14 protein-coding genes and 1 pseudogene are annotated in these 15,649 nt (G+C 73.8%); 4 read left to right on the forward strand and 11 right to left on the reverse strand.

All coding sequences use genetic code 11. The features are described 5' to 3' along the window. Positions 1-378 precede the first annotated feature (378 nt). Complete coding sequence (locus tag ACIP4Y_RS21695; RefSeq protein ID WP_401395841.1) at positions 379-2,661, forward strand: catalase; 2,283 nt, start codon at positions 379-381, stop codon at positions 2,659-2,661. 74 nt (positions 2,662-2,735) lie between these two features. Here the strand turns inward: ACIP4Y_RS21695 and ACIP4Y_RS21700 are convergent, their stop codons facing one another. The 7 genes and pseudogenes from ACIP4Y_RS21700 to ACIP4Y_RS21730 all read right to left on the reverse strand — a co-directional run. Further along, the gene (locus ACIP4Y_RS21700) at positions 2,736-4,403 is read right to left on the reverse strand and encodes a PP2C family protein-serine/threonine phosphatase (RefSeq protein ID WP_401395844.1); all 1,668 of its coding nucleotides are present in this window, start codon (positions 4,401-4,403) and stop codon (positions 2,736-2,738) included. Next, positions 4,387-5,439: a SpoIIE family protein phosphatase gene (locus ACIP4Y_RS21705; protein WP_401396155.1), complete on the reverse strand. Its 1,053-nt coding sequence runs from the start codon at positions 5,437-5,439 to the stop codon at positions 4,387-4,389. The genes ACIP4Y_RS21700 and ACIP4Y_RS21705 overlap by 17 nt, the downstream gene beginning before the upstream one ends. Before the next feature lie 5 nt (positions 5,440-5,444). Beyond that, positions 5,445-5,891 carry an anti-sigma regulatory factor gene (locus tag ACIP4Y_RS21710; RefSeq protein ID WP_358648315.1) on the reverse strand — a complete coding sequence of 149 codons (447 nt, stop codon included), beginning with the start codon at positions 5,889-5,891 and terminating at the stop codon, positions 5,445-5,447. After that, positions 5,891-6,271: an STAS domain-containing protein gene (locus tag ACIP4Y_RS21715; protein WP_358648316.1), complete on the reverse strand. Its 381-nt coding sequence runs from the start codon at positions 6,269-6,271 to the stop codon at positions 5,891-5,893. Before ACIP4Y_RS21715 ends, ACIP4Y_RS21710 begins: the two co-directional genes overlap by 1 nt. Further along, positions 6,268-7,161: an STAS domain-containing protein gene (locus ACIP4Y_RS21720; RefSeq protein ID WP_401395848.1), complete on the reverse strand. Its 894-nt coding sequence runs from the start codon at positions 7,159-7,161 to the stop codon at positions 6,268-6,270. The genes ACIP4Y_RS21715 and ACIP4Y_RS21720 overlap by 4 nt, the downstream gene beginning before the upstream one ends. A gap of 523 nt (positions 7,162-7,684) precedes the next feature. Next, the gene (locus ACIP4Y_RS21725; RefSeq protein WP_401395851.1) at positions 7,685-8,860 is read right to left on the reverse strand and encodes an acyltransferase family protein; all 1,176 of its coding nucleotides are present in this window, start codon (positions 8,858-8,860) and stop codon (positions 7,685-7,687) included. Between the two features lie 267 nt (positions 8,861-9,127). Further along, a pseudogene (locus ACIP4Y_RS21730) lies at positions 9,128-9,268 on the reverse strand (HAD-IA family hydrolase); the annotation flags it as partial. Between the two features lie 193 nt (positions 9,269-9,461). Between ACIP4Y_RS21730 and ACIP4Y_RS21735 the strand changes: the two are divergent. After that, on the forward strand, positions 9,462-10,172 hold the full coding sequence (locus ACIP4Y_RS21735) for a hypothetical protein (protein ID WP_401395854.1): 711 nt from the start codon (positions 9,462-9,464) through the stop codon (positions 10,170-10,172). A gap of 295 nt (positions 10,173-10,467) precedes the next feature. Here ACIP4Y_RS21735 and ACIP4Y_RS21740 read toward each other — a convergent pair whose 3' ends face one another. The 3 genes from ACIP4Y_RS21740 to ACIP4Y_RS21750 form a co-directional block, all read right to left on the reverse strand. Beyond that, the gene (locus ACIP4Y_RS21740) at positions 10,468-11,187 is read right to left on the reverse strand and encodes a hypothetical protein (protein WP_401395857.1); all 720 of its coding nucleotides are present in this window, start codon (positions 11,185-11,187) and stop codon (positions 10,468-10,470) included. Positions 11,188-11,335: 148 nt separating this feature from the next. Beyond that, positions 11,336-11,884 (reverse strand): DUF1062 domain-containing protein, encoded by a 549-nt coding sequence (locus ACIP4Y_RS21745; RefSeq protein ID WP_401395859.1) that lies wholly within the window; start codon positions 11,882-11,884, stop codon positions 11,336-11,338. 200 nt (positions 11,885-12,084) lie between these two features. Then, entirely contained in the window at positions 12,085-12,954 is an 870-nt protein-coding gene (locus ACIP4Y_RS21750; RefSeq protein WP_401395862.1) for a hypothetical protein, read from the reverse strand. 185 nt (positions 12,955-13,139) lie between these two features. Here ACIP4Y_RS21750 and ACIP4Y_RS21755 point away from each other — a divergent pair, with 185 nt between their 5' ends. Continuing rightward, a complete protein-coding gene (locus ACIP4Y_RS21755; RefSeq protein WP_401395865.1) occupies positions 13,140-14,258 on the forward strand; it encodes an abortive phage infection protein in 1,119 nt (372 codons plus the stop codon). Here ACIP4Y_RS21755 and ACIP4Y_RS21760 read toward each other — a convergent pair. Continuing rightward, on the reverse strand, positions 14,244-14,417 hold the full coding sequence (locus ACIP4Y_RS21760; RefSeq protein WP_401395867.1) for a hypothetical protein: 174 nt from the start codon (positions 14,415-14,417) through the stop codon (positions 14,244-14,246). The genes ACIP4Y_RS21755 and ACIP4Y_RS21760 overlap by 15 nt on opposite strands. A gap of 790 nt (positions 14,418-15,207) precedes the next feature. On the opposite strand from ACIP4Y_RS21760, the gene ACIP4Y_RS21765 reads away from it, so the two are divergent. Then, positions 15,208-15,645 carry a Fur family transcriptional regulator gene (locus ACIP4Y_RS21765; RefSeq protein WP_358648092.1) on the forward strand — a complete coding sequence of 146 codons (438 nt, stop codon included), beginning with the start codon at positions 15,208-15,210 and terminating at the stop codon, positions 15,643-15,645. The last annotated feature ends 4 nt before the right edge of the window (positions 15,646-15,649 follow it).

The following is a 15,649-nucleotide window of genomic DNA, read 5'->3' on the forward strand; positions in this document are numbered from 1 at the left end:
CGCGTGTGGGCGGCCGGGTGTCCGTCTGCCCCGGGTCAAGAAGCCGGCCCTGCGGACGAACACGTCTTCGGCAGGGGGCGCTTGGCCCTGCCGGCGGTTCCCGGGTCCGGACCAGCGCGTCCGGCGGGCCTGCCGTCCCGGCAACTCCCTATGAGACGGCCCGACTTCACCCCGACCGGAAATCATCTGTGATTCCCGGTTTCGGACGCCCCGGCCCGGGGACCTCGGTACCAGGGCCGCCGTCGACCCTTTCCTTATGGATTCACCCGATATGCCCTTGGTGTCGGCCGCATGCCCCGGCGTGGCCACCGCGCATCGGACACCCCCATCCCGCCATGCCGGGCCCGCCCCCGTGACCCTGCGAAGGAATAGGTACTGATGAGCGAGACGAACCCCCTGAAGCGAGCGGCGGACAAGGTGGCGGACGCCCTCCACGGTGGACCCGCGGGCCCGGAGGACGGCATCCCCGGCAAGCCGGGACCTCAGTCGCCGCCGGTCGCCGAACCCACCGAACCCCGTGAGCCGCTTCCCCCCAAGCCCGACCAGAGCGGCCCGGACACCGTCTCGCCCACCGGGCAGCCGACCGGTGCCGACCAGGCGCGGATGGCCCAGAGCGGCAGCCATCTGACCAACGCCCAGGGCACCCGGCTGTACGACACCGACCACTCCCTCAAGGCCGGCCCCCGCGGACCGGTGCTCCTGCAGGACCACCACCTGCGGGAGAAGGTCATGCACTTCGACCACGAGCGCATCCCCGAGCGCGTGGTCCACGCCCGCGGCGCCGGGGCGCACGGCGTGTTCCGCAGCTACGGCACCGCGGCCGACGTCACCAAGGCGGCCTTCCTCGCCGAGGACGTCGAGACACCGGTGTTCGTGCGCTTCTCCACCGTGCTCGGCTCCCGGGGCTCCTCCGACACCGTCCGCGACACCCGGGGCTTCGCGACGAAGTTCTACACCAGCGAGGGCGTCTTCGACCTGGTCGGCAACAACATCCCCGTCTTCTTCATCCAGGACGCCATCAAGTTCCCGGACGTCATCCACGCCGGCAAGCCGCACCCGGACCGGGAGATCCCGCAGGCGCAGAGCGCCCACGACACCTTCTGGGACTTCGTCACCCTGCACACCGAGGCCACCCACCACACCCTGTGGAACATGTCCGACCGGGGCATCCCGCGCTCGTACCGCACCATGGAGGGCTTCGGCGTCCACACCTTCCGCCTGGTCAACGCCGAGGGCCGGACGACCCTGGTGAAGTTCCACTGGAAGCCCAAGCTGGGCGTGCACTCGCTGGTGTGGGAGGAGGCGCAGATCATCAACGGCGTCGACCCCGACTTCCACCGCCGGGACCTCGCCGACGCCATCGAGGCGGGCGCCTACCCCGAGTGGGAGTTCGGCATCCAGACCTTCCCCGACACCCCCGACCAGACCTTCGAGGGCATCGACCTGCTGGACCCGACGAACATCGTCCCCGAGGAACTGGCCCCCGTGCAGCCGATCGGGCTGCTCACCCTCAACCGCAACCCGTCGAACTTCTTCGCCGAGACCGAGCAGGTCGCCTTCCACGTAGGCCACCTCGTCCCCGGCATCGACATCACCGACGACCCGCTGCTCGCCGGCCGGCTCTTCTCCTACCTGGACACCCAGATCACCCGGCTGGGCGGCCCCAACTTCCCGCAGCTGCCCATCAACCGGCCGCACGCACCCGTCAACGACATGCTGCGCGACGGCATGCACCAGACCGCCGTGCACCGGGGCGCGGCCCCCTACCGCCCCAACTCCCTCGACGGGGGCTGCCCGTTCACCCCGGGCGCGGCCCTCGACGACGCGTACGTCGAGACGCCCGTCCGGGTCCCCGAGGCGACCAAGGTGCGCGAGGCGCCCGAGACGTTCGACGACCACTTCAGCCAGCCGCGCCGGTTCTGGCTCAGCATGAGCCCGCCCGAGCGCGAGCACATCATCGGCGCCTACACCTTCGAACTCGGCAAGTGCTACGAACAGGCCATCCGGGAACGGGCGTTGCAGGTGCTCGCCAACATCGACCCGGAGCTGTGCGCGGGCGTCGCCGCCGGTCTCGGCCTGCCCGCGCCCGAGCCCACGGTGCCCCTGGCCGACGTCGAGCCCAGCCCCGCGCTCTCCCAGATCGGGCACACCTGGCCCACGGACGGCCGGATCATCGGCATCATCACCGGCCCCGACGGCGACCTCGACGGCGTGCGGACCGTACGCCAGGAGGTCCTGGACAGCGGCATGGTCCCGCTGATCGTCGCACCGGCGGGCGGCACCCTCGGCGACGGCACGGACGCCCTGACCGTCCAGCGGACCTATGCCACCGCGCGGTCCGTGGAGTTCGACGCGCTGCTGGTCGCCGGCACCCCGGGGGTGGGGGCCGACGCCTACGGCGCCCGGGACGCCAAGGCGGGCCAGCCGAGCCTGCGGGAGGCCACGCCCGACCCGCGGGTGGGGCTGCTGCTGGCGGAGGCGTACCGGCACGGGAAGGCCATCGGTGCCGCCAAGGGCGGGGAGGTCGCGCTGGAGGCGGTCGGCATCCCGCTCGACGCGCCCGGCGTGGTCGACGGCGACACCGCCACAGCGGTGCTCCAGCAGCTCACCGGACTGCTGGCCGCCCACCGGGTCTGGGAACGCTTCCCGTCCGCCGCCTGACCCGGGGGGCCGGGGCGGGGGCACCGCCCGGACGGCGCAGCGCCGGCCCCGTCACGGGGCCGGCGCACGGCTGGTCACTCCTGTGTGGTGCGGCACAGCAACAGACAGATGTCGTCGTCGTGTTCGGAGTCGTGCAGCATCGGCTTGAGCAGCGCGTCGGCCGCCGCGTCCAGATCCACCAGATCCGCCCCGCCGAGCGCCCCCATCGCCTGGGCCAGCCGGTCGATGCCCGCGTCGATCCCGGCGGCCCGGCGCTCCACCAGACCGTCCGTGTACAGCGCGAGCGTGGACCCCGCCGGCAACTCCAGGGTGTGCTCCTCGTACGTGTACGGCACCGGAACCCCGAGCATGATCCCCGGTTTGGCCTCCAGCACCCGCACCTCGCCCCGCGGACCGCGCGCGACGGCCGGCGGATGCCCGGCCGCGGCCCACACCACCCCGGGCTCCCCGGGCGTGAACCGGGCGATCGCACAGGTCGCGTACAGTTCCGGCTGCTGGTGGCGGAGCATCCGGTGCAGCAGGGTGAGGATCCGCGCCGGGCCGTTGCCCTCGACGGCGTAGGCGCGCAGCGCGGTGCGCAGCTGTCCCATGATGACCGCCGCGCGCAGCCCGTGCCCGGTGACGTCCCCTATCACCGCCAGCACACTGCCGTCCGGCTGCGGGAAGGCGTCGTACCAGTCGCCGCCGATGTTCAGACCGTGCGTCGCCGGCAGATAGCGGGCGGCCAGGTCGAGACCCCGGGTGGCGGGCAGGTCGGTGAGCTGCGCCCGCTGCAGGGCCTCGGCGACGTCCCGGTGCTGCTCGTACCGGCGGGCGTTGTCCAGGGCGATGCCCGCCCGCCGGGCCAGCTCCAGCAGCATCACGGTGGTGTCCGGGTCGAAACGGTCGCCGGGCGCGGCCAGCGTGAGCACGCCCTGCACGGTACGCGCGCCCAGCGGCAGACACAGCAGCGGCCGGTCCGGGCACAGCGCCGACGCCGGCAGGTCGTCCACGCCCGGCAGTTCACCGGGGTGCGGGCCCGCGTGCTGCGGGCGGCCGGTACGGGCGGCCGTCACCGTGGCCGCCGCCCGCTCGCCCGGCGGGGTCCGCTCGTCGTCCACGAGCCAGATGTCGACGTGCCGCGCGTACTCCGGGACCAGCAGCTCGGGCAGCCGGCGCAGGATGTCCTCGTGCTCCAGGGAGGCGTGCAGGACCGCGCTCGCGTTGGCCAGGAAGGTCAGCAGACGGCGGGCGTTCTCCGCCTCCGCGCGCGCCGCCCGCTCGGCGTCGAGGAGTTCGCGCTGCGCCAGCGCCGCCGCCTCCAGCTCGGCGTGCAGCGCCAGCACACCCTGGTTGGTCTGGTGCAACTCCTCCCGGTGGAACCCGAGAAGCTCCTCCGTCTCGGTCAGGCGTGCCAGCAGGGCGTCGGCGTCCGCGTCGGCGTCCAGCAGCGCCTCGGCGAGCGGGGCGTCGTCCAGGCCGGGCGGCGGACCGGCCACCGGTGCGGGGCAGACGAGGGTGTGCTGCCAGGGCTCCGGGCCGCCCAGGGCGACCCGCAGCTCGCCGCCCGCGCCGGCGGTCACGGTCAAATCCGTGCCGCCCGTGGCGAGGCCACTGCGCAGCCGGGCACCGAGCGCGGCGAGGAAGCGGACACGGTCGAGAGCGGACACTCCGGCGTCCGCGAGGAGCCGGGCCAGCACGGCACGGGCACGGGCCGCGTCGGCGGCGGAGGCGATGGTCCAGTTCTCAGAGGCGGCTGTCATGGGCGCTGGTCCGGCGGTCGGGGGCCAGTACGGCCACGCTGGTGTCGTCGCGTACGGGGCGGGCGGGGCTGCCGGCGTCCCGCAGGATGGCCGCGGCCACCACCGACGGGTCGTGGGCGAGCAGCAGGGGGTCCTCCGGAGGCCTCCAGCGGCTGGGCAGTCCGTCGCTGTGCAGCACCAGCAGACTGTCCCCGCGCCACGGCACCCGGCGCACCGGGACGTGCGCCGGGAAGTACGCCCCGACGATCCCCGGGTGGGAGACGAGGGACGTCCAGGAGTCCCCGGTGCGCATCCGGGCGCCGACGTTGCCGACCCCGGCGAAACTCAGTTCCGCCCGCTCCTCGTCCACCTGGGCCACCGTGACCGCAGCGCCCCGGGTGGGCCGCAGCACCCCGTGCAGCCGGCGCAGCAGCTCCCCCGGCGGCAGATGCGCGGCGCGGCGCAGCTCCTCCACCGCGGCGCCGGAGGCGTGCGCGGCCTTCGCGCCGTGCCCGAGACCGTCCGCGAGCAGCACCGTCAGCAGACTCCCCGAGCGCGCCCAGGTCCAGGCGTCACCGCACTGTTCGGCCTGCGCGAGGGCGACCGTGATCCCGCCCGCGGGCACCGGCGCCGCGGACCCCCCGCGCCGGCCTGGCTCGCGGTCTATCCGGGCCGTCGCCACCGTCCCGCGGCCCGGCAGGCTGTACAGATGGAAGGAGTTGGCGCTGCGCAGGCAGCTGCCCAGGCCCGCGCCGAGCGAGCCGGCGGCGGTGGACCAGCCGTCCCGCAGCGCGGCGCCGACGTCGGTGATGCCCGGCCCGTGGTCGAGCGAGCAGAGCTGCACCGACGTGCCCGCCCCACCGGTCGGCGGCACCACGAGGTTCACCACCATGAGGCCCCCGCCGGCGTGCTTGAGCAGATTGGTGGCCAGCTCGGTGGCGACCAGCTCCGCGTCCGCCGTGCGCACGGGGGCCAGGCCCGCCTGTACGCACGCCTCACGGGCCGCGATCCGGGCGTCCCGGACCCGCGTGGAGTCGTGCACCGGGACCTCCCACACCCGGCTCATCCCACCCCCGGACGGGAGGAGGGAACCTGGGCGACCCAGGCGACGGCCGTGACGGTCGTGCCCCGGCCGGGCTCGGTGTCGACGCTGAACTCGTGCACCAGCCGTTTCGCTCCGCTCAGCCCGAGTCCGAGGCCGCCGCCGGAGGTGTATCCGTCGGTCATGGCCAGCTCCAGGTCGCGGATGCCCGGACCGTCGTCGATGAAACACATCCGCAGGCCCCTGGTACGGCCGTTGTCCAGCGGGGTGATCTCCGCCCGCCCGCCGCCGCCGTGCACCAGCGTGTTGCGGGCCAGCTCGCTCGCCGCCGTGACCAGCTTGGTCTGCTGCACCAGGCCGAAACCGAGCTGCGCCGCGCACTGCCGCACGTGCTGCCGGACCCAGGCCAGATCCGCGTCCGAGCCGATGGGCAGGCTCGTCGCGGTCGCCTGGCCGGACGGCTGCATCAGCTCCCCCTCTGGGTGAGCAGTTCCATGGCACGGTCGACGTCCAGGGCGGTGACCAGACCGGGCAGGGTGAGCCCCAGTTCGACCAGGGTGATCGCCACGGCGGGCCGCATTCCGGCCAGGACCGTACGGGCCGCCAGCAGGCTGGCCGTGGAGGCGATCTCCGCGAGCACCCGGCCGAGGAAGGAGTCGACGATGTCCACGCCCGAGATGTCGAGCACCACACCGGTCACCCGGCTGGTGGCGATACGGCTGGTGATGTCGTGCTGCAACTGTTCGGCCATGCCGTCGTGCAGCTCGCCCTGCAAAGAGACCAGCAGGACGTCACCCAGGGCGAGCACCGGGACCTGGGCGGGCTGACCGGGAGTGGGCTGGTTCACCGGGCGCTCGCACCCGCGTCCGAACGGGAGACCTCGATGCCCTGCTTGCCCAGCGCGTAGGCCAGCGCGTCGGACAGCGAGGCACGGGTGAGCACGGTGCCCAGGTCGATGCCGAGCTGCACGATGGTCTGCGCGATGGCCGGGCGGATCCCGGAGACGATGCACTCGGCACCCATCAGGCGGGCCGCGGCCACCGTCTTCATCAGGTGCTGCGCGACGAGCGAGTCGACCGTCGGCACACCGGTGATGTCCAGGATGGCGTACCGCGCCCGCTGGTCGACGATGGCCTCCAGCAGCGACTCCATCACGACCTGGCTGCGCGCGCTGTCCAGCGTCCCGATCAGCGGTACGGCGACCGTGCCCTCCCACAGCTTGATCACCGGGGTGGCCACTTCGAGCAGCTGCTGCCGCTGCCGCTCGATCAGCTCCGCGTTCGCGTCCAGCGCCGTCTCCATCACCACGAGGCGCAGGGTGCACAACAGCAGGGTCAGCGCCAGCACGGACTCCTGGGCCTGCGGGGCGGCGGGGTCGAGGAACTCCCCGCGCAGCAACTCGACCGCGGAGTCGCGCAGTCCGCCCACCTCGTCGGCGATCTGGGCCGGGGTGGATCCGGCGCGGGCGCGGGTCTGGGTCATCCGCCCCAACTGGTCACGCACCGGCGCGAAGCCGGGCGCCCCGATGTCCTCCAGCCGTCCGCTGACGGCCACCTCGGACAGCGCCTCCAGCACGGCCTTGCACGCCTCGACCGCCTCGTCTCGGGAGACGGTGAAGACCGACCGGAACAGGGGGGCGTCGGCCCAGCGCTGGGCGATCTGTTCCTTGCGCTGTTCCAGGAAGGAACTCACCACCTGTGGTGCCGATTCGACCGCGTCCTGCTCGGGCACGCTCATCCTCTCCTCTCGCACGGCCAGGTCTGCCGGTCCGCCGGCTCCCGACGCCGATCATTGCCGACCGCCCACCGTAGCTCTCGGTGTCCGGCACGGCCAAACCCGCTCCCGGAACCGCGCTCACACGAAATTCCCCCAGGTCACAGGCCCTTTGTCCGGAACGGCGGGCGGCGTACCGGGCGGGCGGACGGGCGGCTGGGGGTGTGGTCGCGCCGGTGGCCGGGCGGCCGGGGCGCCGGGTGCCGTCCCGGGCCGGCAGGCCGCGGTGACGGAGGCGCACGGCATGCGCGAGCGTGGGTCGTACGACCCCGCTGCTCCGCTTCCCGCGCACGTCGACTCGGCTCCTTCGGTGCGTTCGACTGGTGCCGGCCCGTCGGCGGGCGCCGCCGGGCCGGTGTCGGGAGCCGCCTACCCCGAATGGCGCGGGACTCTCCTGACTGTTGCGGACGTCACCCGCGCGTGCGACCGGCCGGGAACCGCCGCGCGGGGTGGCGACGGGGCGCCGCGCTCGCCGTGCCGGTGATGCTCAGTCGCGCGCCGGTGCCGGGGCCTCCCGGCGGGCCGGCACCAGGTCCGGCCGCGGGGCCGGCCGGCGGCGGCGCAGCAGCAGGCGCCGTGCCGGGCACTCCACGGCCTCGTACAGCAGCCAGGACAGGCCGAGCGAGACACCGAACGCGGCCGCGGTGACCGCCAGCCCCGCCGGGGCGCCGAAATGCGGCTTCTTGCCCAGCACCTCCGTCGCGGCGCGCAGCACCAGCAGGTGGATCATGTAGAAGGCGAACGACAGCTCCCCGAGCCGCACCAGCCGCCGGCGCCGCCACAGGGACGGCAGCCCTTGCAGGTCGGCGACCGCCGCCGCGGGGATGAGCAGGGTGAAGCCGGCCAGGGTGCACACGGTGGCGGAGTAGCCGGGCGTGACCTGCGGCACCATGAAGTAGCCGATGACGGCCAGGGCGAGCGAGGCCTCCAGACCGGGTCCGCGCCAGCGGCCGAGCAGCACCAGCCGCGCGGTGACCGCGCCGAGCACGAACTCGGGCAGCCGCGCGGCGGGGAACGAGTAGATCGGGTGGGTCCACCAGTGGTGGGCGTCCGACCAGGCCAGCACCAGGACCGCCGCCACGGACAGCCCGCCCAGCGCGATCGCACCGCGCACCCCGAGCCGGCGCAGCAGCAGGAACAGCAGCGGGAAGGCGGCGTAGAAGAACGCCTCGCACGCCAGGGACCAGCTCACGGGGTTGAGGGTCTGCCACCACGGCTGCCACCAGGAGTGCAGCAGCAGCACGTTCGCCAGCGCCTGCTTCACCGTCGGCCGGGGCTGGTGGGCCAGCGTGTACGCCATGACGAGCGCGACGGCGAGGGTGGCCAGGTGCACCGGGTAGATCCGCGCGATGCGCCGCCGCCAGAAGGCGAGCGCGCGGTCGCGGGGCCGCGCCGACCAGGTCAGCACGAATCCGGACAGCACGAAGAAGAACGACACTCCGGTGGCGCCGGCGCCGAAGGCCCAGTTCACGAGGCGGCCACCGGTGCCGCCGAAGTAGCCGAAGTTGTTCACGTGCAGGCCGAACACCAGCAGCGCCGCCATCCAGCGCAGCCCGGTGAGCGACGGCAGGGAGGCCGGGGCGGCCGGTGCGGGAGGCCCGGCGCCGGCCGCGCCGGTCCGGGCGGGCGGCGTCCGGAGCGCCCGGGGCGTCGCCGTGGTCATCACATCACCTGCCGCTGGGGGTTCGCGTGGGGCATGAAGGGGAACGTTGCCCGTTCACGCCCGGTCCATCACGTCACATGGCAAACATCACACTGCTGCCGAACGACCGGCCACCGCGGTTGCCACGGACGGCGGGACCGGGTGCACCCACACGAGTGAGGACGCCCGGCACGGGACGGCGGCACCGGCCCACCAGGCTGCCGATTCCGTCGGCGGCGAGCCCCGGTCAGCCGCGTTCCCGGTAGTTCAGTGAAGCGCACGGCACTGACCCTCCACTGCGACCGTGGCGTTCACACCCCACACCGTCATCCCGGCGCCTGGTCCGGACCGTACTCCGGGCGGCGTGTCCTCGATGACCAGGCACTGACCCGGCTCGGCTCCGAGCTGCTCGGCGGCCAGCAGATGCGGAGTGGACGGGATCCGGCGTCGAGGGTCGCTTCGTCGAGCCGATGGACACCCCCTGCGGCCTGCGGGAGTTCGCTTACGTGGACGCCGATGGCAGCGCTCACCGCGTGGCGTCGCCACCGGCGCACGATGGGCGCCGCGTGTGAACCCGGGAAACCGTTCGACACACCCCCCGGAAACGGACCATGATCCGCTCGTGACGACGTCGAAGCAGTTCATGGTCCGGGCCGCCGCCCGTAACAACGCCGAGTGGTGCGCGGCGATGAGCCGAGCGCACGGCCTGGTGAGCGAGTTCGGACCGGAGGCTTGGGCGGCCCCCGCCCGGACGCCGCGGTACTACCCCGACGCGGTGACGCTGGCGCCGGGTGCCGGCCCGGCCGTGCTGGCGGCGCGCATCGACACCACCGCGCCGGGCGCCTCCGTCAAGGACAGTTTCGCCGACCTCGACCTGACCGCGGCCGGCTTCCAGGTCCTGTTCGAGGCGCAGTGGATCCATCGCGCGGCGAGTGCGCCCGCCGCCGCATCCGATCTCGCGTGGGGCGTGGCCGACGCGCCGGACACCTTGCGTGCCTGGGCACTCGCCTGGGACGACGGTGACGGTGACGCCGACCTCTTCCGCCCCGAACTGCTCGACGACCCGGCCACCTCCGTGCTCTGTGGGCGGGACGCGGGCGGTCGGGTGGTCGCCGGAGCGGTGGCGAGCCGCAGCGACCAAGTGGTCGGCATCTCCAACGTCTTCGCCTCGGACGGCGGACCTCACGCGGCCTGGCCGGGCGTACTGGAAGCGGTACACCGGCTGTTCCCGGGCTTGCCGGTGGTCGGCTACGAGCACGGTGCCGGCCTGGAGGCCGCCGTACGCCACGGCTTCGAGCCGGTCGGTCCCCTGCGGATCTGGCTCCACGGGTAGCGCCGCTCCGAAGCAGCCCGAGCCCGGCCGCCCCAGCCTTGATCACCATCCGGGGCTCCCTGTGCCGTCCTCTTCCTCCGCTCCATTCGATTCCGGCCCGCCAAGCCTGTGGCGGGACGGCGACTTCCGCCGGCTCTGGCTGGGCCAGACGGCCTCCCAACTGGGCGAGCGTGCCGGCCTATGATGGCCCTGTCCCCTCTCGCCCACCTGGGACGGACGCTTCCCGCCCCGCCGGAGGCCCCGGTCACGTCCGCGTGAGGGCTTCTACGCCGTGGACAGCCGACACCCGTCGGAGTCAGGTCTCCGGCAGGACGAGCCAGATCTCGGAGAAGGCGAGACCGTGCTCGCGACTCACCGCCCCACAGGCGCAGCCCAACGTGGCCTGGCGCCAGTCGCAGGTCACCGTCCACGGGCCGTCCTTGCCCCCGCACTCCGGGCAGCCCCCGGTTTCGGCCGCCCATACCCCCGGCGCGGGTCTGGTGTAGCGACGGAACCTGCCCTGGTAGCGGGCCTGCCACGGCTCGACCGGCGGTGTGAGCGGGACGGCGCCGGGCGCACTCGTCGCGGCGAGGGCGGTGAACAGGGCGGCCAGGTCGGGGAGCAGGGCCTCGCCCGCTTCGGTCGGCGGTGCCGCGCGTTCCGTCGGCTCCGGCGCGATGCCGTACTGCGGAGCCGCGGCCGCACGGGGTGGATTCGGAGCCCCGTGCCAGGGCATCAGGGCACGGGCTACGGCGGCCAGCAGAGCGGCGGCGGGCGGGCTGACAGCACCGGCGTCGAGGTGGTGGACGGCGGTCCTGAAGATGCGTTGCAGCCGTCTGTCCCGGTCCGTCGCCCGGATCCGTACCGCCGCGGCCCGCCGGGTCGGGAGCGGGGCGAGGAGACGGGTGCGGACAGCCGTCACCGCCTGGGCGTCCGCCGAGGACAGCCGCCACTCGCCAGCGGCGAGCAGCTGCCGGGCTCTCTCGGACTCGCGGGTGAGAGCGCGCGCGGCGCCGGACGGCTCGGTCTTGCCCATCCAGGGATTCTCGCAGGGCCGCCTTCGCTTCCGGCCCCCGGTACGAGACGGCCCCGGTCGGCGTGGTCGCCGGCCGGGGCCGGACCCGTGGAGGGCGGTTCCCCAGGCGGGGCTCAGACGAACGATCGTTCCCGCACCCGAGGAGGGCTCAGCGCTTGAGCGTGAAGGTGAAGTCGCCGGAGAGCCTGCCGCTCAGCCGGACTGCCGAGACGAGTTTTCCCTCCGTGATCAGTCTCTCGACCTCGGCCCGTGAAAGACCGCACCCTTCGGCGATCAGCCGCACCGGCCGGACAGGGATCGGCGCCGCGAAGCGGACCGAGACGTCGATGACCTCGCGGCCCAGATGATCCGAGCCGCCGGTGTCGAGAGACCAGGCGCCGTCCCAGTCGAGGGCGATGCGATTACGGCGCCGTACGACCGGATCCCGGAGCAGCTCGGCTGCCAGGCCAGGGTCGTTGTCGTGCAGCCGGTCCAGCAGCTCGGGTCGTACGGAGCGCACCTTCATCCGCTCCAGGACCGTGAACTTCGCGGTGTCCCCGCAGGCGGTGCAGAGCGCGAGGAGCCAGGCGTCGATGGCCTTGTGGTGTGCGTTGACGCGGAATTTACCGCTTGTCCGGAAGCGCTCCGACGCGCACGTGTGGCAACGGTGGAGAACGAGGGGCAGGCAGGTGGGCGCGACCACCCAGTTATCGAGCACAGAAGTACACCGGTTTCAGTGAGAAGTCCGCAGCAAAAAGCAGCGCGGCGCGCAGGCGCGACGCGCGACGAATCAGCGCTCGGGAGGTCTCACACGGTGTACAACGGCACGCCTTTGGCTAGACGACTCGGTCCGGCGCCACGCTACTGGCGCACAACTGCGCTGTTCCACTGGTTTTCGGGCGCCTCGCCCTGGTGGCCCTAGCCGGCCGGGGCCGGGCGGTCCACCCGTGCGGCGGCCGTATCGGCCCGGCGCCGGGCCTCGCGGACGGCCCGGTCGGCCTGCCGTGCCCGTTCCCGCGCGTCCTGTTCGGCGGCCCGAGCCCGGCGCTGTTCCTCCTCGGCCTGCCGCAGGTGCTCCCGCAGCTCGCGGACCCGTTCCTCCGCCCCGGCCACCCGGGTACCGGCCTCCTCCACCGCCCGTCCGGCGGCGTCGGCCTCCTTCTGCCGGGCGCGCAGCTCCCGCTCGGCCTCGCGGGCCTCTGCCTGGAGCCGGCGGTGCTCCTCCCGGCGGGCCTTGTCCTGGGTACGGCCCCTGCCCCGGGCGGGCTTCTCCGGTTCGGGCGCGGGCCGGCGGGCGAGCAGGGTCTCGTCGGCCGCCGGGAACCCGGCCGTCGAACGCAGCGGCTTCACCAGCCGGCCCGCCGCCCACTCCCGCGCGGCCTCCGGATCGGCGAGCACGGCGTGCAGCGTCTCCTCGACCTCGCGCTGGACGCCCTCACCCACCGGATGTCCGGCCTCCGCGGCCAGCCGCCGCGCCTGCCGCCCCAGCGCGCCGATCACCTCGTTCTGCTGCCGGGCAAGCCGGCGCAGCCGGGCGCCGTCCAGCTCGAGGTGCGCGCGGCGCAGCTCCTCGCCGAGGCCGAGCAGCGGCTGGACCTCGTCCGGCTGCCGGCGCACCAGCAGATTGCTGACCCAGGCGGCCAGGCTCGGCCGCCGCAACGCGCCGATCTCCTTGGCGAGGGGCTGGTCACCGGCCTTGCGGGCATCCAGGGCGCGGCGGTCGCGGACGGCCACGAACTCCTCCGGCCGCAGCCCGTACAACTCGTCGGCGACGGCGTCCAGGTCCACCAGCGTCCCTCTCGACGACCACCTCGATGACGGAGTCCGAGTTTCTCACGTGAAGGCGTTCATGTGCTGTTTGTGGTTGTTTGCCGGGGAGTGCGACTTTCGGCGACGGATTCCCGCCCTTCGGCCCCGCTCCGTAGACCGTCGGCGGACGGCGCCGGTGCGGCCGGGCCCGGCAGGGTGACCGTATGCAGAGGACCAAGGGGATCAAGCGGGCACAGTTCCTGGCCGGCCTGGCGTCCGCGGGGCCGGCCGCGGCCGTGCTGCCGTCGGGCCCGGCGCGGGCGGCGCAGCGCGGACTGTGCCACCACGGGGTCGTGTACACCGTGGGGGAGGGCGAGACACCGGGTACGGCCTTCAGCGCGGCCCGGATGCGCGAGGACATCCGGGTCGTCCGGGACGAGCTGTACGCCGACACCGTCGACGTGACGGGGGACGGTGTGGAGCGACTCACGGCCACCGCCGCGGAGGCGGTCGAACGGGGCCTGCGCGTCTGGCTCCAGCCGACGCTCGGCGACGTCCCGGAGCGGGACATCCTGGAACACCTCGCCGAGACCGGCCGGTTCGCGGAACGGCTGCGTCGGCAGGGGGCCGCGGTGGACCTGAGCGTGGGCTGTGAGTTCTGGCTGTTCGTGCCCGGGATCGTGCCGGGCGACACCGCCCTCGAACGCGTCCGGAACCTGCTCGCCGGCCGGGTGGACCCCGTGGTGATGCAGCGCCGCCTGGATCGCTTCACGGCGAAGGCCGCCGCGGTCGGGCGGTCCGTCTTCGGCGGCCGGCTCAGCTATGCCGCCGCCCAGGACGACCGGGTCGACTGGCGCCTCTTCGACATCGTGGGCATCGACTACTACTCGTACTTTCCCCACCCGGCCGACCACGTACGCGAGTTGGGCCGCTATCTGCGGTGGGGCAAGCCCGTGGCCATCACCGAGTTCGGCACCTGCGCCTACGTCGGGGCGCCCCAGGCCGGCGGGATGGCCTGGGACGTCGTCGACCACGACAAGGAGCCCGAGGAGATCAAGGGCGACCTGGTCCGCAGCGAGCGCACGCAGGCAGTCCACCTCAGGCACATCCTCGACGTGTTCGCCTCGGTGGACCTGTACGCGGCGATGGCCTTCGAGTTCGTGACCCCCGACGCGCCGCACCGCCCCGACGACCCGCGGCACGACCTCGACATGGCGAGCTACGCCCTCACCAGGACCGTCAAGGACCGCCCGGAGGACCCGGACTCCGGCTGGCACTGGGAACCGAAGCAGGCCTTCCACGCCCTGGCCCGCCGCTACCGGGACACCTCACGTCAGGCATGAGACGACGAGCCGGCCGGGGCCGAACCGCGCCCCGTCGGTCCCGGTGAGGCTACGGCCGCTCATGCCCCGGATGGCGGAGGCGATCTGCTGGGGGATGTGCCCCCCGCGCGGATGGCAGCGGGCCGCGGCTGTGCCGCCCACCCACGTCCGTACGTTCACCGAAACGCTCCCCGTTGCCGCCGCGAACAAGGCGTGGCTGACCGCCGGCGCCAGAGCCCGGCCGCCGTGTTCCGGAAGCCGCCCCGACGCCCGGGCCTTGCTTGGGTGCCACCCGGCGGGCGGATCGTGATGATGCGGCCCACCGGGCGCCGCGGCAGTTCCTGCAAGCCATTCGCCGGCCTGGAGGCCCTCCCGGTCACGGTGACGGCCACGCTCGCCTTCGCCGCGATGGAGCAAGCGGCCGAGAGCACCGGCGCGACCGACCGAACCGCCCGCTGGCTGGGGCCCGGTGCCGGAGGGGTGCGGCCGCCGTACACGCCGCCGCCGGTCGGGAGGGCGCCCCAGCCTGCCCCAGGGTGCAGGTTCCGGACTCCGAGAGGTCCCAGCCCCCAGGCACGGCACGCCGGGCCACCCGTCACCGGATTTGCCGTTCGCCAAGGCCCGTACACAGTGCGCCGGAGTCGCCTGTTCGGAGGACCGTTCGGCTCGCCGCGCGGCCGCCGTCGGGCCGGGGCCGCATGATGCGTGCATGGCCAGGGCCCAGTCCCCAACCGACGGCCGGACCGGCCGCCCCCCTCCCCGGACCCGCCGCGCCCCTCGAACCGGCCGTGTCCAACGGACCGGCAGCGCCCATCAGCCGGCCCCGGATGCGCGGATGCAAACGTGCCGGCAAGCCGTCCGGCGGGTGCCGGACGCGCCCCGCGGACGGCCGGCAGGCCACAGCACGCGGCTAAAACTGGATCGTTCGTTTTCTTGAACCTCTCGTGTTTATGACGGTAGGTTCGCCCTCATGACCGCCTCCCCGAGACCGACCACCGCCGAGGAGCTCCGCGGTGCCGGCCTGCGCGTGACGGCAGCCCGCGTCGCGTTGCTGGAGACCGTCCGGGACGGCGACCACCTCGGCGTCGAGGCGATCGCCGCCGGAGTCCGCGATCGCGTGGGCCACATCTCCCTGCAAGCCGTCTACGAGGCCCTTCACGCGCTCACCGCCGCGGGCCTCGTGCGCCGTATCGAGCCGGCCGGCCATCCGGCCCGGTTCGAGGGGCGCGTGGGCGACAACCACCACCACATCGTCTGCCGGTCCTGCGGCACCGTCGCCGACGTCGACTGTGCCGTCGGCGACGCGCCCTGCCTGACCGCCGCCGACGACCACGGCTTCGCCATCGACGAGGCCGAGGTCGTGTACTGGGGCCTGTGCCCCGGCTGTTCCACCCGCCGCAGTTCCTGAGCAC

It is taken from the genome of Streptomyces sp. NPDC088810, assembly GCF_044750305.1.
Classification (GTDB): domain Bacteria; phylum Actinomycetota; class Actinomycetes; order Streptomycetales; family Streptomycetaceae; genus Streptomyces.